Origin of the sequence: Secundilactobacillus similis DSM 23365 = JCM 2765 (genome assembly GCF_001311075.1) — a bacterium.
Taxonomy (GTDB): domain Bacteria; phylum Bacillota; class Bacilli; order Lactobacillales; family Lactobacillaceae; genus Secundilactobacillus; species Secundilactobacillus similis.
In genome coordinates this window covers 22,445-40,259 of record NZ_BBAD01000010.1, presented here as the reverse complement: position 1 = coordinate 40,259, position 17,815 = coordinate 22,445, and the positions used below count along the sequence as shown (strand labels likewise).

The 17,815-nt window shown below is 49.2% G+C and carries 23 protein-coding genes and 1 pseudogene; 8 read left to right on the top strand and 16 right to left on the bottom strand.

Translation table 11 applies throughout. The annotated features are described in order from the left end of the window. Positions 1–189: 189 nt before the first annotated feature. Positions 190–734, top strand: a pseudogene (locus JCM2765_RS03690) (sugar O-acetyltransferase). Positions 735–865: 131 nt separating this feature from the next. On the opposite strand, the gene JCM2765_RS03685 reads toward JCM2765_RS03690, so the two are convergent. The 4 genes from JCM2765_RS03685 to JCM2765_RS03670 form a co-directional block, all read right to left on the bottom strand. Further along, positions 866–2,185, bottom strand: coding sequence for a replication-associated recombination protein A (locus tag JCM2765_RS03685; RefSeq protein WP_054733890.1), 1,320 nt, complete (start codon positions 2,183–2,185; stop codon positions 866–868). Between the two features lie 191 nt (positions 2,186–2,376). Next, complete coding sequence (locus JCM2765_RS03680; protein WP_082404982.1) at positions 2,377–2,991, bottom strand: ABC transporter permease; 615 nt, start codon at positions 2,989–2,991, stop codon at positions 2,377–2,379. Beyond that, positions 2,964–5,084, bottom strand: a complete 2,121-nt coding sequence (locus JCM2765_RS03675; protein ID WP_054733883.1) for an FtsX-like permease family protein — start codon at positions 5,082–5,084, stop codon at positions 2,964–2,966. The genes JCM2765_RS03680 and JCM2765_RS03675 overlap by 28 nt, the downstream gene beginning before the upstream one ends. A gap of 10 nt (positions 5,085–5,094) precedes the next feature. After that, entirely contained in the window at positions 5,095–5,799 is a 705-nt protein-coding gene (locus JCM2765_RS03670; RefSeq protein WP_054733880.1) for an ABC transporter ATP-binding protein, read from the bottom strand. Between the two features lie 131 nt (positions 5,800–5,930). Between JCM2765_RS03670 and JCM2765_RS03665 the strand changes: the two genes are divergently transcribed. Further along, on the top strand, positions 5,931–6,542 hold the full coding sequence (locus JCM2765_RS03665) for a TetR/AcrR family transcriptional regulator (protein ID WP_054733876.1): 612 nt from the start codon (positions 5,931–5,933) through the stop codon (positions 6,540–6,542). Between the two features lie 63 nt (positions 6,543–6,605). Here JCM2765_RS03665 and JCM2765_RS17005 read toward each other — a convergent pair whose 3' ends face one another. The 3 genes from JCM2765_RS17005 to JCM2765_RS03655 all read right to left on the bottom strand — a co-directional run bounded on the left by JCM2765_RS17005 (position 6,606) and on the right by JCM2765_RS03655 (position 7,939). Next, a complete protein-coding gene (locus tag JCM2765_RS17005) occupies positions 6,606–7,199 on the bottom strand; it encodes an NAD(P)H-dependent flavin oxidoreductase (protein ID WP_156301662.1) in 594 nt (197 codons plus the stop codon). A 151-nt stretch (positions 7,200–7,350) separates the two neighbouring features. Then, the gene (locus JCM2765_RS18895) at positions 7,351–7,554 is read right to left on the bottom strand and encodes a nitronate monooxygenase (protein WP_304621892.1); all 204 of its coding nucleotides are present in this window, start codon (positions 7,552–7,554) and stop codon (positions 7,351–7,353) included. 64 nt (positions 7,555–7,618) lie between these two features. Then, positions 7,619–7,939, bottom strand: a complete 321-nt coding sequence (locus JCM2765_RS03655; protein WP_054733872.1) for an ArsR/SmtB family transcription factor — start codon at positions 7,937–7,939, stop codon at positions 7,619–7,621. A 61-nt stretch (positions 7,940–8,000) separates the two neighbouring features. Here JCM2765_RS03655 and JCM2765_RS03650 point away from each other — a divergent pair, with 61 nt between their 5' ends. Next, positions 8,001–8,918, top strand: a complete 918-nt coding sequence (locus JCM2765_RS03650; protein WP_082404981.1) for an arginase family protein — start codon at positions 8,001–8,003, stop codon at positions 8,916–8,918. A 1-nt stretch (position 8,919) separates the two neighbouring features. Here JCM2765_RS03650 and JCM2765_RS03645 read toward each other — a convergent pair whose 3' ends face one another. Genes JCM2765_RS03645 through JCM2765_RS03635 form a run of 3 tightly spaced genes read right to left on the bottom strand, consistent with a single transcriptional unit; the run spans position 8,920 to position 10,637 of the window. Next, positions 8,920–9,114: a hypothetical protein gene (locus JCM2765_RS03645; RefSeq protein WP_054733871.1), complete on the bottom strand. Its 195-nt coding sequence runs from the start codon at positions 9,112–9,114 to the stop codon at positions 8,920–8,922. 12 nt (positions 9,115–9,126) lie between these two features. Beyond that, entirely contained in the window at positions 9,127–10,101 is a 975-nt protein-coding gene (locus tag JCM2765_RS03640; RefSeq protein WP_082404980.1) for a CPBP family intramembrane glutamic endopeptidase, read from the bottom strand. Then, positions 10,074–10,637, bottom strand: a complete 564-nt coding sequence (locus tag JCM2765_RS03635; protein ID WP_054733865.1) for a CPBP family glutamic-type intramembrane protease — start codon at positions 10,635–10,637, stop codon at positions 10,074–10,076. Before JCM2765_RS03635 ends, JCM2765_RS03640 begins: the two co-directional genes overlap by 28 nt. A gap of 176 nt (positions 10,638–10,813) precedes the next feature. On the opposite strand from JCM2765_RS03635, the gene JCM2765_RS03630 reads away from it, so the two are divergent. Beyond that, positions 10,814–11,692, top strand: coding sequence for a hypothetical protein (locus JCM2765_RS03630; RefSeq protein WP_156301661.1), 879 nt, complete (start codon positions 10,814–10,816; stop codon positions 11,690–11,692). A gap of 67 nt (positions 11,693–11,759) precedes the next feature. On the opposite strand, the gene JCM2765_RS03625 is transcribed toward JCM2765_RS03630, so the two are convergent. From JCM2765_RS03625 to JCM2765_RS03610, 4 genes are all read right to left on the bottom strand, one after another. Then, on the bottom strand, positions 11,760–12,215 hold the full coding sequence (locus JCM2765_RS03625; protein ID WP_054733858.1) for a MarR family winged helix-turn-helix transcriptional regulator: 456 nt from the start codon (positions 12,213–12,215) through the stop codon (positions 11,760–11,762). Beyond that, complete coding sequence (locus tag JCM2765_RS03620) at positions 12,216–12,911, bottom strand: B3/B4 domain-containing protein (RefSeq protein WP_054733854.1); 696 nt, start codon at positions 12,909–12,911, stop codon at positions 12,216–12,218. It abuts the gene before it with no gap. A 94-nt stretch (positions 12,912–13,005) separates the two neighbouring features. Continuing rightward, complete coding sequence (locus tag JCM2765_RS03615) at positions 13,006–13,551, bottom strand: substrate-binding domain-containing protein (protein ID WP_054733851.1); 546 nt, start codon at positions 13,549–13,551, stop codon at positions 13,006–13,008. Continuing rightward, entirely contained in the window at positions 13,548–13,850 is a 303-nt protein-coding gene (locus JCM2765_RS03610; RefSeq protein WP_054733848.1) for a LysR family transcriptional regulator, read from the bottom strand. The genes JCM2765_RS03615 and JCM2765_RS03610 overlap by 4 nt, the downstream gene beginning before the upstream one ends. A gap of 112 nt (positions 13,851–13,962) precedes the next feature. Between JCM2765_RS03610 and JCM2765_RS03605 the strand changes: the two genes are divergently transcribed. The 4 genes from JCM2765_RS03605 to JCM2765_RS03590 all read left to right on the top strand — a co-directional run bounded on the left by JCM2765_RS03605 (position 13,963) and on the right by JCM2765_RS03590 (position 16,689). After that, positions 13,963–14,574 (top strand): histidine phosphatase family protein, encoded by a 612-nt coding sequence (locus tag JCM2765_RS03605; protein WP_054733846.1) that lies wholly within the window; start codon positions 13,963–13,965, stop codon positions 14,572–14,574. 82 nt (positions 14,575–14,656) lie between these two features. Further along, positions 14,657–14,989: a DUF1648 domain-containing protein gene (locus JCM2765_RS03600; RefSeq protein ID WP_054733843.1), complete on the top strand. Its 333-nt coding sequence runs from the start codon at positions 14,657–14,659 to the stop codon at positions 14,987–14,989. Between the two features lie 527 nt (positions 14,990–15,516). Further along, positions 15,517–16,329 carry a Cof-type HAD-IIB family hydrolase gene (locus JCM2765_RS03595; RefSeq protein ID WP_054733840.1) on the top strand — a complete coding sequence of 271 codons (813 nt, stop codon included), beginning with the start codon at positions 15,517–15,519 and terminating at the stop codon, positions 16,327–16,329. A gap of 18 nt (positions 16,330–16,347) precedes the next feature. Further along, positions 16,348–16,689, top strand: a complete 342-nt coding sequence (locus JCM2765_RS03590) for an iron chaperone (RefSeq protein ID WP_054733837.1) — start codon at positions 16,348–16,350, stop codon at positions 16,687–16,689. A 61-nt stretch (positions 16,690–16,750) separates the two neighbouring features. On the opposite strand, the gene JCM2765_RS03585 is transcribed toward JCM2765_RS03590, so the two are convergent. Both JCM2765_RS03585 and JCM2765_RS03580 read right to left on the bottom strand, forming a co-directional pair. Then, positions 16,751–17,065: an ArsR/SmtB family transcription factor gene (locus JCM2765_RS03585; protein WP_054733834.1), complete on the bottom strand. Its 315-nt coding sequence runs from the start codon at positions 17,063–17,065 to the stop codon at positions 16,751–16,753. A gap of 12 nt (positions 17,066–17,077) precedes the next feature. Next, entirely contained in the window at positions 17,078–17,761 is a 684-nt protein-coding gene (locus JCM2765_RS03580) for a type 1 glutamine amidotransferase domain-containing protein (RefSeq protein ID WP_054733832.1), read from the bottom strand. Positions 17,762–17,815: the final 54 nt, after the last annotated feature.

The window sequence follows — 17,815 nt, the reverse complement described above, 5'->3', positions numbered from 1 at the left end:
AATTATGGTTATTATGACGCAATTAGGTTTGAAATGATATGGTGAGTTGACCGGCTGATTGCAAATTTTTTCGCCTAACTCTCGTTGATGCACCTCAATTCGGGCTTACAACGAGTACGCAGTTTAGCGTATGATGTCATTATTAGACTTTTTTTCTCAGGAGGCCCCACTTTGACAGCATACGACGACATGATGAACGAACAACTCTACGACGTGAACGACGCGACCCTCGTGGCCGAGCGCGAACACGCCCGTGACTTATACGATGAACTGAACCAAACCTCGTTTCACGACAAAGCCAAGCTCAAGCAACTGATCACCGAACTTTTCGGCAGCGTTGGCGATAATGCCGAGGTTCGCCCCCGGTTTATCTGCGATTATGGCTATAACATTCACGTTGGCGATAACTTTTTCGCCAACTTCGACTGCATCCTGTTAGATACTTGCCCAATCACGATCGGTGATAACTGCTTACTGGCACCACGGTTCAACTTTACACGGCAGCTCATCCGCTAGACGTCACCGACCGCACCAGTTGGTTAGGCGTCGGCAAAGCCATCACGATTGGTGACAACTGCTGGATTGGTGGTAATTCAACGATCCTCCCCGGCGTGACGCTGGGCGATAACGTGGTTGTGGGTGGCGGTTCGGTGGTCACCAAGTCGTTTGGCAGTAACGTGGCGATTGCGGGGAATCCGGCGCGGGTGATTAAGACGTTGGTACCCAAGGAATAGTTTAGGGGTTACAAAGAGGCTCATGCACTTCAGCGCATGAGCCTCTTTTAAATGCCATCATACTCAGATTGTACCCAACACTGGCTTTTACCACACCATCAACGCAATCGCGTTCATGCTATATCGAAAAACTAGTCATTGCGCTGATGCCAAGCCTTAATTTGCGCCAACCGCTCTTTGAACCGCGTTTCATGACCTTCACTAGTTGGCACGTAATACTCATGCCCTTCAAGCGAAGGCGGCATGGTTTTCATGGAGGTGAGTTTATCCTTCGCGTTGTGGGCTAACTCGTATCCTTGACCATAGCCTAAATCTTTCATCAGCTTAGTGGGCGCATTTCTAATCTGCATTGGTACCGGCTCATTTGCGGTTTGTTTCACATCCTTAGCTGCCGCAAGTCGAGCTTGATAAATGGCGTTTGACTTTGGCGCCATCGATAAATAAGTGACGGCTTCAACCAAATGAACATCACATTCAGGCATACCCAGAAACTGACAGGCTTGAAAGACGTTGATGGTCAAGTTGAGCGCGTTGGTGTCCGCCAACCCAATGTCTTCACTCGCAAATCGAACCAATCGGCGGGCGATGTAGAGCGGATCTTCGCCCCCTTCAAGCATGCGTGACAGCCAGTAAATGGCGGCATCCACATCGCTATTGCGCATGGATTTATGAAGCGCCGAAATGATGTTGTAGTGTTCTTCGCCATTTTTGTCGTAAAAGACGGATTTTCTGGTAATCAGTTGAGACAGATCGTCCATGTTGACAATGGTTTGGTCACCCTGTTTGTCGCCGTTGAGGATGGCCATTTCTAGCGTATTGAGCGCCTTTCGAGCGTCACCGTCAGCGAATTTGGCGATTGCCGTGATTTCGTCTTGGCCGATGGTGATGGCTTGTTTGCCAAAGCCTTCGGGATTCGTTAATGCATTTTGAAGCAGCGTCCGAATGTCATCTGGCGTCAATGCCTGCAAAACGAAGACCTTGCAACGTGATAATAACGCTGAATTCACTTCAAACGAGGGATTCTCAGTTGTTGCGCCGATTAAAATGATGCTGCCATTTTCAACGTACGGCAAGAAGGCATCCTGTTGGGCTTTGTTGAACCGGTGAATTTCATCGACAAAGACCATGGTAGTTTGACCAATCTCTCGTTCGAGGGCCGCGTCTTTCATGATTTTCTTGATTTTGCTGATACTGCTATCCACCGCACTAAAGCTCAGAAAATTGGAATGGGTTGTTTTGGCGATGATTTTAGCCAGCGTCGTTTTGCCAACGCCAGGTGGTCCCCAAAAAATCATTGAGGAAATTTGGTCGTTTTCAATCAGTTCTCGTAGAATTTTGCCGGGACCTAATAAGTGTTGTTGGCCAACAAATTGATCCAAAGTTTGTGGTCGAACCCGGTTGGCTAACGGCATGTTGTTCGCCGAGCCGGAGAAGAGTGATTCTTGTTTCAATCTGATTGCCCTCTTTCGTGACTGGTCTGCATGAGACGTTAACCTCATTATAAACGATAACGATGGGCGAAGTTAGTGAATGACCTCCCTTCAGATAAGGACAACATTTTGAAACTAATCGTTAAAAAGGGCCAAAATCATGTGACTGATTTTGGTCCTTTTCGTTTATTTATAACTAATGATGATTTACCCTAATCCACCGACTTCAACGCCTCCAACATATCCACACTCTGAATCTTATGGTTCATCATCACCATAATGATCAGCGAGAAGACAATGGTCAGCACAACTGAAATGCCAACGTTCAGCCACGTCAATCCTGGTGCAACCATGGCATTGGCAGGTGGTAAGAGTGCCATGATGTACGCATGAAAAGCATAACCGACACCAACCCCGGTCAAAATACCGACACCGGTCAAAATGTTGGTCTCCCGGTAGATGTACATCAAGACTTCGTTCGGATAGAACCCTAATACCTTCAAGGTTGAGAGTTCGCGAACCCGTTCCGACACGTTGATGTTCGTCAGGGTGTAAAGCACCACTAGCGACAACAATGAGGCACTCAGAACTAGTACCAAGATCAAGTTATTTAAGTTGCTCAAAATGTTGGTGATGGTTTGCTTAGTTTCTTGAGATTGAACAGTCTGAACGGCAGCCTCATGGTGATTGAAGCGGGCCGAGAACGCGTTAACTCGCTTGGATGCGGCGTGTTTTAACGTCACTAGGTATGCATTCATCGTCGCTGACTTACCGTAAACCTTTTGGTAGTAGGTCCGGTTCATATAAACGCCATGGCCCGCATACATTGTCGCGATACCGGCGACTTTAATCCGGCGCGCGTGCCATCCGCATCCTTCAATTTAAACGTATCTCCCACACTAACACCCTGCAACTTGGCTAGTCTCTGTGACACAATGGCACCATTATCGGATAACTTGCTCCGCTTACCGGTTCGATAATCTCGCAACTTAACGTACTTGTCCAGTTGCTTGGCCGATTGCGGCACCATCAGCGAAACCGTTTCGCGTGAATCGGAATCACTAGTGGTGGCGTACTCGTTTTCGAAGTAAGCGCTGGTATACCGCTTAACCTGACTCGAATTTGTAACGCTTTGTTGCGCCTTCTTCGCCGCAGTCGACGTTGCATTCGGATTGTACACCGTCACCACATCGTACTGGCTGATTTGGCTGAATTGCCGATCCACAATCGTATTTAACGAATCCCGAATCCCAAAACCGGTGATCATTAAAGCCGTTGCGCCGGCTACCCCGATGATGGTCATCAGCATCCGGCCCTTGTACCGGAACAGGTTTCTGGCCGTCACCTTGTGAGAAAAACTCAGCTTGCGCCAAAGCGGTGTGATGCGTTCTAGTAAGATGCGTGAGCCGCTAACCGGGGCTTTCGGTAACATCAATTCAGCTGGTACCAATTTTAGTGACGCCCGGGCTGCTAACCATGAGGCCAATACCGTCGACAACAGTGCGAGTGCGAAACTGATTGCAATGTAGGTTGGGTGCAACGCTAACTGTAAGTGATCAAAGTTGAAGTTTGCCGTGTACGCCCGGAAAATGATTTTCGGGAGGACGACCAATCCTAAGATACTTCCTAAAACGGTCCCCATCAACGCCGTGCTAACACTATAAACCAGGAACTCGCGCATGACTTCGTGCTTGCTATACCCCAGCGCTCGTAACGTCCCCATTTCGATCCGCTTTTCTTCAACCATCCGCCGCATCGTGGTAAAACAAACCAGCACTGCGATCAGGAAGAAGAAGGCCGGGAAAGATTTCCCTAACGCATTGATTCTGGCCGCATCTTCGCCGTAGTTGTTGTAGCCATCGTTGTAGTTGTTGCGGCTTTGAATGGTCAGCGTGACATCGTCTAACTCGGACTTAGTGGCTTGGGCATCCGCCAGCTTATCCTTGGCCGACTGCAACGTTGCTTGTTTAGCCTTCAACGTTGTTCGCTGTTGCTTCAGTTGTTGCTGTGCTGTTTTGACTTGGGCCGTCGCGGCGGTCCCGCTAGCAGCTTTCGCCTGTTGATCCAGTTGTTGCTGCGCAGTAGCCAATTTCGTTGTCGCTGTTTTCAGCGTTGCCTCATTTCGGCTGATTTGCGTTTTGGCCGTCGCAATGTCATCCGTTAACGTTGTCCGCAACGTTTGAACGCGGGCGTGGTTGCGACGATTCAACGTTTTTTGAAGCCGGTTGGTCAACGTCGTGGCGTGGTGTTCATACGCTGTTCTGTACGCTGCGCCCTTGGTAGCGGTAAAGGCTAACCGGGCCACGTTGGGCTTCGAACTCGTGAAGGCCGACTTGGTCACGTACGCAAAGCCAGTCAACGTCCCGTTACCTAAGCTGGTACTGCCTAACTTATCCTTCTTAAGGTACTCGGTGGAGGTCGCAAACCCAACCACGGTGTACGTCTTTCGCGTCAAACCCGTGGTGGCGTCCGTCTTACCGGCCGCCAACTTCACTGTGTCACCTAGCTGATAACGCCCCCGTAACTGATTACTCAGTACGATTTGAGATGCCGTTTTCGCCCGGTGGCCTCTGGTTAATGTCAGTTTCGATAAACTTTGCGGGTTACTTTGAACCCGAATAGCGTCCTGGGTATTTTTAATGACCACATCCGTCGTGTGACCAAATTCAACCGTTTTGATTCCTGATAAATGCCGAATCGTCGACCGGTCCTTAGCATCCAACGCTACCGTTGACGTGACTTTAGCGTCTGCCAAATGCTCTGCCGTATAAGACTGTTGTGCCGTTTTGCGCATATTCGGTCCGGTTACGTTGAGGCCAATCAAGACGAAGACCCCCAGCATCAGTAACGCCGAGACCGAAATGAACCGCGCCAATGAGAGCTTGAACTCGCGCAACATATTTTTAGTTAACTTTTTCATTTAATATCGCCTACCATTCAAGTTCAGCCACCGGCGTTGGGTGGTCGTTATAGGTGTCCGCTTTAACCTGACCGTCCGCGATTTCAATCACGTGATCCGCCATTGGTCGAATCATCGAGTTATGGGTCACGATGATGACGTTCTTCCCGGAGTTCCGGGTAAAATCCTGAAATAACTGCAAAATTTTCTTCCCGGTCTTGTAATCCAACGCACCAGTCGGTTCATCCGCCAACAGTAAATCCGGGTTCTTCGCAATTGCCCGCGCAATCGCTACCCGTTGTTGTTCACCACCGGAAAGTTGGGCTGGGAAATTCTGGATTCGGTCAGCTAACCCAACCGCCGTTAGCGCTTCAACACCGTCCATCGCATCATCGGCAATTTCAGACGCTAACTCAACGTTTTCCACCGTCGTTAAATTTTGAACCAGGTTGTAAAACTGAAAGACAAACCCAACCTGTTTGCGGCGGTAAGTGGTGAGCCCTTTCGTATCTAACGCCCCTAACTCGACGCCGTTGACGTTCACCGAACCGCTAGTGAGGTGATCCATGCCACCTAAAACGTTGAGTAAGGTTGATTTACCCGCACCAGAAGCCCCTAAAATAATGGTGAGCTCACCGGGTGCAATCTCAAAACTGATGTCCTTATTAGCCGTGACCGCATTGGCACCAGTGCCGTAGGTCTTGGTCTCATTTTGAACTGAAATAAAACTTGTCATTGCATTTCCCCTCCAAGTCGTTAATAATGAACAACGTGTTAATTAAATTACTAAAATGATTAAACCACACCGAACGCCAGATTCTATGCACACTTCTCAAAAAAGTGTTCAGTGATCAATAGGAGGAACCTATGGCAACACAACAAGAACGGGTCGCCCAAACGGATGCCGCCATCATTAACGCGTTAGTGACCGTTGGTAAAACCAAACCGCTGACTCAAATTACGATCAGTGATCTCACTCGAGCCAGCGGGATTAGTCGCGGGACTTTCTATTTACACTACTTGGATAAAGATGACCTCTTACGTCACTTAAAGGACTACTTTGCAACGCAACTTCAAACTTTATTGGATACTGAAATGAACGGCACCATGACCTACCGGGACCTCGCTAAGGGCCAGCCGTACCCGGTCATCGTTGATATCATCAAACTGGTCGCCGCTAACAAGCCGTTACTTGAGTTTCTATTTGGCGCAAACGGCGATCCAGCCTTTTATCGCTTAGTCACCACCATGCTCCAAACGGCCATTCTTACTGAACTGAACCGCGTGAAGGGTAGCGCTACTTTTCGAAAGGACCTACCACAAAACTACGCGTTGAGTTTGGTGACCAACGCCATCATGGCGATCGTCACGACTTGGCTATCGGAGGAAAACGGCTTATCACAGGAGGCCGTTGCGAAGTTGATTATGCAGGCGCTGTATTTGTCACCCTATGAAATGTTGGGGGTTCAAAAGCGCTAATTAATATTAATAACGCCCCGACAATTCTAGGTTTCAGAATTGCCGGGGCGTTATTTAGCTAACCTATTCAAAAAAACTTTCAATAACCTCGTGAACCGACTGAATCTGTTTGATCGTTCCGATGCCATTGTTCACCGTGATGATCCCGTGATCTAAGTGCCCTAGTAACATCGATTCTCGAAGTCCACCATCCCGACCAATTTGCCGATTACTAGCGCTCGTGTCATGCGTTTCAGCATAAGTTTCCGCGTACACCTGCGCTTGTGGCGTTGCGATGGCCCGTTGATTTCCCGACACCATGACTGTAGCTTGTGATGGCGTGTCGACAATCAACTGCTTCACGTTATCGGCAACCGGTGCTTCCTCGGTCGCTAAGAACCGGGTCCCAACGTAAACGCCAACTGCACCTAATGCCTGAACTGCCTTTACCGCCCGGTGATCATTGATACCGCCTGCCGCAAATACGGGAACCGAAACTGCATCAACAAACTCCGGTACCACTGTGAAGGTACCCGCTTCCCGATTCGGCAAAACGCCGCCTTCATCATGCCCAGTCGCAACAATGATATCCGCACCAAGCTGCTCTGCTAATTGCGCCTCTTGAACACTAGGCGTCAACGGTCGAAAAATCACCATTCCGTGATGCTGTTTGATCAATCAAACGTCTCTTGATGAGCTTGACCAACTACCACAAAATGCCGAAGTCCTTCAGCAAACGCCGCTTTCAGCATGGCTATCGTATAAGGTGAAGTCGCTAACGCCCGACCATCACCGGGCGTTAAAATGTTGATTCCAAATGGCCTTGACGTCAGCGCTTGGTTTTCTGGATCTCAGCGGTCATTCTAGCTTCAACCTGTTTCGGGTTCGGTGTGACTTCCCGTTGGCCAGCGTTGGTACCGAGTACCCCTAACCCACCAGCGTTACTTACCGCTGCCACTAATTTAGCGTCCGTCACCCAGTTCATCGGGGCTTGAATAATGGGATATTGCGTTCCTAATCCTAAGTCGTTCATGTTCGTCCTCCATCCTACATATCGAAAAATATAGATATGGCTTTTCAAAAAAATAAAAAGCGCTCTACAACGCTTCTCCAATTTGACTGCTTAACTGTTGAATCCCCTGTTCGTTTCGACGGTAGTAAGTCCACTTACCATGCCGTTCTGAAATCAGCAACCCACACTGTTCCATCATCGCTAGGTAACTCGAAACGGTCGACTGCGCTAGTCCAGCTTTCTTGACTAAATCTTGAACACAAATGCCTCCCTTTTCAGTCATCATATAGCGCACCGTCTCACAGGAAACCGATGTGATCTCCTCTTCGGGATTCTTCAGCCACTTTAAAATATCCAGACGCGTTTGGTTGGAAAGTGCTTTAAACACATTGACATTGATCATCATGCATTTTATTATATCGTTATATACCGATATGTCAACATGTTAAATCTGAGGAGGTTTTACTTTGACAACTTCAACCCTCGAACTCGTCCTGCCTCAATGGCAAGGCGGCAATAATCCCGACTATCAACTCGGTAGTGAGCTCTTAGCCACCATCGTGCCTCAGACTCACACCATCGACCGCGTTAAGGTCCCGGTCAGTACCGATCCACTACCGGCACAAACGACTGGCATCGACGGTGAAGCGACGTTGCTCAACCAGTTCCAAACAACCACTAATATCCTCAGCCTTAAACACCCCGAACGCGTGATTACACTGGGTGGTGATTGTTCCATTTCCGAAGCACCTTTCGACTATCTGAACGGTCGTTACGATGATTTCGGCATTATTTGGCTGGACGTCCATCCCGATGTGGCCAACGATCACAACTCTCACCACGTGCATGAAATGGTCTTGGCAAATCTCTTGAACGCTGGTGCGCCAACGTTTAATAATCAAGTCACGCACCACATTGCGCCTGATCACGTGCTGCTGGCGGGGCTCAAATACGACGAGTTACGCGACATGGATCAAACCGTTAACCAGTTAAACCTCGCTTATGCAACGCCAGCTGATCTCCGCCACGATAACCACGCCGTTATCGATTGGCTCCGAGATCACCACATCCGGCACGTTGCCGTTCACTGGGATTTGGACGTCTTAGATCCAAACGACTTTCGCTCAATCTATCCCGCGGAACCCCACACTGATGTCAGCCAATTTCCAGCCGCAGTTGGTGAATTGACCTGCCAACAGGTTTTCTCGTTGTTGACCGAGATTGGGCAAACCAGTGACTTAGTTGGTCTGAGTATTGCCGAACACCTACCGTGGGATGCGATTAATCTGCGACGTGGGTTGCTGACTTGCCGATTTTCAATTAACCAAAAAACGTGCTCGTATTTTCCTAAAATAAATCGGAAAATGCGAGCACGTTTCTTTTAAGTCACGACCGAAACCACTGCACCGCCATATACAGTACAACGATTCCCAGTAGTCCCAGCAAGAACCACCAAACGATACTAAACGAAATCACCAAGTAGAACACCGCTAATTCAACCAATAACAGTATCGTCGACGACACTGGATGTTCCCGAGAATCAATCAAAAACTGACGAATTCGGGTTAACTTTTCTTTCATGAGCGCGCCTCATTAACGTTGCAACAACGCAAATACCAACAAGAATATCCCCGACAAAAACTGCAACGAGTTAAACAACAAGTGAGTCATAATGTTCTGCCAAATATTGCGACTAAAGGCATAGATCAGCGCAAAGAACGCCCCGATGAACATGTACGGCACCATCTGCATGACTTGCCCATTAAAGTTATTCCAGTGGATCAGCCCAAAGGCCACCGATGAGAACACAAACATCAGCACCATCACCGCTTTATTGTTACGCCACTGGTAGAACAGGACGTGCCGGAAGACCACTTCTTCGGTAAACGGCGCCATCATGACGACCAGACTGGATAGAAACGCCAGACTAGCACTGGCCACCGTTTGAAAACTCAGCCAATCGGTAACACCCATGGCAGTCGTTGACGCGCCCGGTAACTGCTTCATCCCGAATCGCACAATGGCTAACAGCACGTAAACGCCGATCATCAAACCAAAGTCGATGGCGAAGTTGCGCCAAAAATGCTGCCGGTACTGGCGCCACTGCGCGCCTAACACATCACGGTAAAGTGACACGACCCACACGCAGACGCCTAAACCGATCAATACCACAAAGATGGTCCGCGATGTCTTGCTCATGCTGAGTTTGGCTGATAAATCACCAAGAATCAGTTCCACCACGATGGCCGCCACCGCCAGAATTGATTTCGTGGCGCTAATGTTAGCCGGTAACGTGGCCGGCGCAGTGTGTTGCTTGCGCTTAGTCGTCTTTTTAGCCGGCGTTTGCGCAAACTGAACCGTACCGCGTTGCAGCACCAGCAGCCCTAACGCTAAGAACACAACCGCGTAGACGACCGAATTAGTCAAACTCGTGCCGGCATTGTTGCTTAACGTACCAAACGCCACTTGGTCAAAGGCGTCCACCAACCCGTGGAACAGAATCGGTAGCCATAGATTATGCGTGATGAGGTATACCGCAGCTAAGAAGAAGCCGATGCCCATCGCCATGAGCACCTGGCACCGGTATTTAACCAGTTCCCAGAACTCAGGCCGTTGACCGCGTGGACGAGGCCGAAACCGACGCCACTTAGAAGGGCTACGGCGACACTGCTGAGGCGGAAGTTCTCGTAAAAGAACCCAACTAACAGGCCGCGGAAAACGTACTCTTCTAGTAGCCCGACTGACAGGCCAACTAGCAGCGCTGACCCTACGTAACTGGGCGTTAAATTATAGCTGGTCGGCAATAGCGCATCACCGCCGATGACCACTAACACCGGTAGTAATAGTAACCAACCGCGGCTACTCCCCCGGTTACGCCAACCAACGTTGATCTTCAACAGTCCTCGATTGATCAGCCACCAAATTAACAGCGCCACTAACTCGATCACAAGGTTACCCCACATACTTAACAGCTGTGGTTGACCGTGAAAAACCGCCTTTAAACTTGAACTAAAAAGCAACGTGCCGATAATCTGCGCCACGATGGTCGAGACTAGAAACAAAACTAGCCAACCGATGTAGGTGATGACGCCGTGCTTTTTCATGGTGTTGTCCCCCTTTTAACTATCTTATCTACCCATAACTATACTGGATAGTAAGCGGAAGTTCAAAGTTGATAATTTTTAAAAATTGTCAAGGATTTGGGCAAAGGTAACCCTTTCACCCAATCAAGCGTAGAATCAACTTTGAGACAACCATCACTATTTCAGGGGAGGAAATCATGATGCATCATAACCAATTTAAACGCGCGACAATGGCCGCACTAGCCGCTACGTTTGGCTTATTAGGGCTTGCCAGCGTTGCCACTACCGCTCATGCCGATTCGTTTAAGACGCTGAGTAAATACAGTTACGTCAAAACGACACGCGCCATGTATACCGGCCAACACACCTACATTAACGGAAAAAAGGGCCGTAAACTGATTACGCCGAAGGGCACGATTTTGAAAATTACCGGTACTGGTGCGTCCAGAAATTCAGACGGCACGCTAAAGTACACGATCGGTTTAAGTCGAGGTGACCTGCACTATAACGCTGAAAAAAATATTGCGGAAGCGAGTGGCCAAATCGCCTTTAAGGCCAGCGATTTTAAAGGCTACAAACTAAAAATGCCAGTTCGGACGAAACTACTTCAAAGCGGCACCGGCTACTTCGGCGATAGCGATACAGTCCACCGCTACAAGCCGCTATTTCACGTTACTTTAGACGGCTACGTTGAGTATTACAGTACCGCCCGGCTGAAACACTATGGTATTTATAACGGCATTGAAATGTCAAAACTTTATGATCTGCCAAATGGCGGGAATACCTCATATACCGGTGCTTACATTAACCGCATTAAGCCAACTGCCTCCGTTAAGCTATCAACGTTTAAAGTTAAGGGCAATACGACTTACCTGTACTATAAAACACCAATTAACGGCTTAACCGAAAAGAAGGTCTCAAGCCGTTACTACCGCTTAACCATCAAAAAAACGACCGATACCCTCACCCAATCTTGGCAATATGGTGATGAAGATTTCACTAATGCCTGGTGGGCGCGGTATAGCGTCGGCGGTCATCACTACTTCGACTTGATTGAACTTGAACGTGGCGACTAACTTAATTCACTAATAACATAAAAGCAGGTCATTTCAACGTTCAAGAAATGACCTGCTTTTAATACGCTCAATATTCCCGCTGACCGCCCTGCTTCACAAAATCCCAACTCCCATCAAGGTTCTGCTGCATCCGCGCCAGCAGTTCACTCAACTGTTGCGCCTCGGCATCGCTAAACCCAGCTAAGGCCACCTGCGTTGAAAAATCATTCTCCGCCTTGATTCGCGGATAAACCGTCTGCGCATGGTCGGTGGGCCAGATGTGCTTTAACTTGCGGTCCTGTTGATCCACTTCCCGGCGCACAAACCCGTGCTCTTCCAACCGCTGTACCGCCCGAGTAGCAGTTGCCCGATCCACCTTCAACAAATCGATCAACTCGGTTTGGGTCAACCCAGGGTGTTCACAGATACGGGTCAAATACATGTACTGCCCCCGCGTCAGCTGATACTGCTTAAACTCAATGTTAGCGATACTATCCAAAATCTTGGCGATCACACCAATCGTTCGCAACGGATCATCAGCCATCTACTTTGCCTCAAACCAGGCCACGTCACTGTCCACGCCAAACGCATCTTTGATCCGCGCCTGCAACGTTGCCACAGCTTCGGTTTGGCGTGCCTTTTGGTCTGCATTGATGGCTTCAACCACCAAAATCGCATCGGTGGTGGTTTCCGTCAACATGGTCCGCTCACCATCCCGCCAGTTAAAGCAGCGACAAACCGCCCCAACTTGGTCGTAATAGATCACTTCGCCCGGTAAAGCAGGATCGTCCTCATCTTCGCCAAGTGGTTTGAACGCCTCGCCACCCTTGGCGATTCCTAGGTGCATGGTGCCTTCAATGGTCGCAAGATTTTCGCCACCACAAGGAACCCCATACGTTAACGAAACACTGTTGTAGATATCCACCAACGGGTTAATGGGTGACAACTGTTTACCCTGATCGATTCGCTTCAACAAAGCCTCAATCGATGATCGTGCACCCTTCTTCTTTTTAAACTGACTGTAAGCCGTCCGCCATTCCGCAACCACCGGGTTCTCCCGGAACGTTTCAGCACCAAGGAACTGGTGAGCAGCCTTGCCCGCTTCAGTTAACAGGTCTTGATAGTGTTGTTCTTGATCCGCAACAATCGCGTTGTTCAAGCCGTGCACCGTCACTGCGCCGATTCGAGCTTCGGGAAAGAGTGACCAGAACGCTGAATCTACTGTTAATTCATTCGTCATTTGATAATCTCCATTCAGATTGAGTTAGTACTTGCAAATGCAACTACCGTTGAAACCAGTTTAGCGCAACTGATTCGTTTTAGCAAGCCTCATCCTAATTTGATGTCGCAAACACCGCGATCAAGCGTTGCTTCATCTTTTCGCCAAGCGCTCGCGGAACGCCAGCCGAAACATACAAATACAGTGGTCGCGCTGTCGGTTGATAATCCCGCAACGTCACCAACGCCAGCTTGCCATTATCCAGCAACGCCTGCACACTCGACCGCGCTGTGAAGTAGATTCCCTGACCATTCTCAGCTAACCGAATCGCATCCAGCGGGCTGTTGGTTTCAATGGCATCCGAAAACACCGTGGCACCAATCGTCTGCCCCAAGACAACTCGGGTTTCACTCCCAGGTTCGCGAACGATCAGCGTTTGGTTGAGCAGCGCCGCCAACGTGAGGTCTGCTGGTACTTGTTGCGGGGCGGCCACGAACACCCATTGATCCTGCGTCAACAGTAAACAGTCGAAGCCGCTAACGGCCGCTCTAAACGGCAGAATCGCAAAGTCCAGTTGTTGGGCCTTCATCAACGCCACGGTCTGCTGGGTATTTTGCGCCTGATAGCGAATCCCCGGCCCCGCAACGTCCGCCGCAATCAACCGGCTGATAGTGATTTGGGTGCCACCAATTCTGACTGGAGCGTGGCTACTTTGCAGTAGGCGTTCGATGGTGCGAGCCTGATCGAACAGTTTACCCGCTTGTTGGTATACGGCTTTGCGAGAGCGGTGAGTTTGATGCCCCGCCCGCTGCGTTCAACTAGCGTCACGCCGTAGTTCTCCTCTAACAGGTGAACCTGTTTGGTCACAGCCGGCTGCGAAATGTAGAGCTGTTTGGCCGCCGCGGTCATACTCCCCAACTGAGCCACCGTGTAGAAAATTCTAAGCTGGTGTAAATTCATACCGCGTAGCCTCCCATAACTTCAAGTTATCATTGCAATCCTACACTGTATTATACGCCGGCCGTTTTGTAACGTACACTAAGGTGCATCAACTAAAAGGAGGCACCACCTCATGACCACAACCATCTACTTCATCCGCCACGGCCAAACCATTTGGAATCAAGAACACCGGATGCAGGGCTTTCAAAATTCACCCCTAACCGAACTGGGCCAGTTTCAAGCCCGTCAACTTAGCCACCGTTTGGCAACTTTCCCCACCATCGACCGCATTGTTGCGAGTCCGAGTCCCCGGGCACAGCAAACGGCACACCTCGTCAACCTCGACTTAGGGTTACCCATCACCACTGACGCCGCTTTTCAGGAGCTCAACATGGGCAATTGGGAAGGCCGAACTTATACTGAGATTGAAGCGGCCTCACCACAGGAATGGGCTAACTTTTGGCAGGCACCTGAACAATTTCAAGCCAGTAATGGCGGCGAAACTTTCGCTGACCTTGCGACCCGCGCCTTAGCTGGGTTTAACGCGTTAGTTCAACAGTCACCCAACCAAACCATTGCCGTTGTCTCTCATCGGATCACGATCCGCGTTCTGTTATCGCAACTGCTTAACGTTGATATCAACCAAATCGATGATCCAAAACCCACGAGTTTGACGGAGCTCATCGTGATCGATAACCAGTACCACTTGAGTTTAATGAATAGCGTGACCCACTACGAAGCATAACTAATTTTCCGTCAAATTAAGCTGGTATTTACGTTAGTCTAGCCTTATACTTCAATTGAATTCTCGAAAGGAAGCGACCACGTTGAAGCAATTTCGATTAACGATTCGACTCGTTGAAGGCTTAGGGTTACTCGTCTCACTATTCTTCTTTTTCAAGGCGCCTGATCAAATCACCATGCACTTTAACGGCAACGGTACGGGTGACGCGACTGGTAGTCGTTGGCTGATTTTTCTTGAAGAGGTGCTGTTGGTCATTGTTGGCGAAGGCGGTATTTTGTATGCTACCCATTTTCGGAAACAGCGTGAGTTAACCGAGCTGCCACGAATCTTGCCTAATGAGTGGTCGCTGATTGTAGCTGTGGTTGCGGTGTTGGTTTTGTTTAGTGTGTTGATGGGGCAGCAGATTGCGATATAAACACCGAGAATCTTTATTCACTGACTAGTTGTTTTCGTAGCTCTAAAAAGGAATCAAAATCCCACCTCGTGCGATTTTGACTCCTTTTTGAAACACCTTATTTAACTGAAATTGTCTTATTTGCAGTCATACGACTAAAGTGCCCATTCGCATAATAACCAGCACTCACCTTAACCGTCTTAGCTTTTGGGGCATAGATGGTTTTACTGAAGTTACCTGCCTGACTTAATTTCGCATAACGGTAACCCTTATACGTCTTGATTCGCGCATAATTCGCCTTTTGGTGAAGTGTCGCCTTGCCGGTAATCTTAACGTATTTTTTAGTTGCCGTTTTCTTGGCGGATAACTTGTTATTGCAATTTTGGAAAATTCTTCAATTACAATTGAAGAATGTCTAAATTTCCGCTTTTCTTCAAATATAATTGAAGAATCTTGATTTGCCAGACAACTGTTCAGCACCACAACACCAACATCCACTTCCACCTATGTTACAATTAACGCTAATAATCTCACTTCAGGAGCACGCCATGACCACCCAAAAACTCATTGCTTTAGACCTCGACGGCACCACGCTCAACCGCGCTGGCGCCTTAACCCCGCAAACCATCAAGACTTTACGCGCCACCAGCCAAGCCGGCCACCTAGTTGTGTTAACAACGGGTCGCCCGGATGCGATTTCCGTGCCGTTCTACGATCAAATCGGCTTGGATGCGCCAATGATCAACTTCAATGGCGCACTAGTGCATAAACCGCACCAACACTGGCAGTACGAACATCAAGATACGATTCAAGTGCCAACCGCCCTCGCCTTGCGTGAGTTCAAACAGGATTTCGACATCAACCTGATGGTCGCAGAAGGCAAACAGTTGATGGTGGCCGACCACGGGTTCCAAAACGTGCCATTCTTCCCGGATATGCCGAATCCCACCACTTTCCTGAACGAACAGGGTCTCACCCACGCACCAATTTCGGTGACCATGTTCATTAAAGAAACGACACTGATGCCACTACAACGTGCGATTGAAGCCCGGTACCCGCAGCTAACGCCTAAAACCTGGGGCTCTTGGAGTGGCGAACACGCGGCGTTGGAAGTGACCGCTGGCGAAACCAGTAAATCACGGTCACTGGCCTACGTTGCCGAACAGTATCACATCGACCGTGACAACATCATTGCGTTTGGCGATGACCTGAACGATTTAGATATGCTTGCCTTTGCGGGAACTGGCGTGGCGATGCAAAATGCCAAACCGGAAATCTTGGCGGTGGCGGATGACGTCACCAAATTGGATAACGATCAGGATGGCGTTGCGGCTTACTTAGCGGATCATTTGGCAATGTAACCTGATGGAGGTCTCACGATGACGGTAATCGACGACTATATTCAAACTGCAGCCCCAGCTAAACAACCTCGCTTACGGCAAATTCAGGCAGCCATCAAAGCTGAACTCCCGGACGCGACGGAAAAGCTCAGCTACAACATGCCCACTTACTGGCAGGGCCATAACCTGATTCACTTTGCGGCGTTCAAACACCACATCGGAATTTATCCCACCCCGAGTGCGTTGGTGGCCTTTGCGGATGCAGTCGCTGACTTTCCTCACAGTAAGGGTGCGATGCAGATTCCGGACGACCGGGAGCTACCGCTGGACTTGATTCGACGGCTGGCGCGGTTCCGGTTGGCGGAAGAACAGGGACACTAACTCAAACAGACAATAAAACAACCGTTACAGACACCGGCTTCGGCGTTCGTAACGGCTGTTTTTAATTTTCTTTGATGCCCATATCCTTCTCCAACGAAGCCGTCAACGCCTTTAACAACGCCAACGTCTCTGCCATTTCAACACGGTAATAGCGTTCCGTACCAACCTTACTAACACTCAGCAGTCCCGCATCCCGCATCAACTTTAAGTGGTGCGACACCGCCGGCCGCGATAGCGCGAGCTGTTCCGTGATCTGATTGACCGTCATCTTATCGATCTTGCAGAGCATGACTAGAATTTGTTGCCGATTCTCGTCTTGGAGCATCGTTAGAATCGGAATCCCTGCTCTGAAAATTGCGAGTGTATCTTCTGCCAAATGAAGGCCTCCTTATACCGCTTGAAGTTCAGCGACTAACTGTTTCGCAACTGCCCGCACGGAGAACGGATTCTGCCCCGTGATCAACCGGCCATCCGTCACCGCATACTCACGATAGAACCGTTTCTTCTTAAAATGCGCCCCGTGCTTTTCCGCAACGTCTCGGTTCAAGAACGGCACCACTGACTTCTTGCCAGCAATGATTTCTTCAGCCGTGGTGAACCCAGTAATGGTCTTCCCAGCAATCAAATACTGGCCATCCGCTTCCTTCAAATTCAGTAACCCCGCAATCCCATGACAAACCGACGTCACGTAACCTTGGTTGCGATAAATCGCCATCGCAAGTTGCTGTAATTGCGGGTCATCGGGGAAGTCCCACATGACGCCGTGACCACCCGTATAGTAGATTGCGGCGTAGTCTAACGGGTTTACTTGATCTGGCCGCAACGTATTTTTAAGTGCCCGTTCCACAAAATCAGCGTTCTCATACACGCGCATAATCGATTCATCCGTATACTTCATACTCCGTGGGTCAAGCGGTACAAAGCCGCCTTTTGGACTCACGTAATCGACATCGATTCCCGCCTGCTGCATCTCATCAACGAATTCAGCGGCTTCCCCCAGCCACAGTCCGGTTGGATCCTTAGTCCCTTGATACCGGGTCACGTTTGTTTCGACGATTAACACCTTTGTCATTTTGATTCCTCCTAGGTTCGTTCGTTTAAGCTTTTAAACATTTAATCATTAATT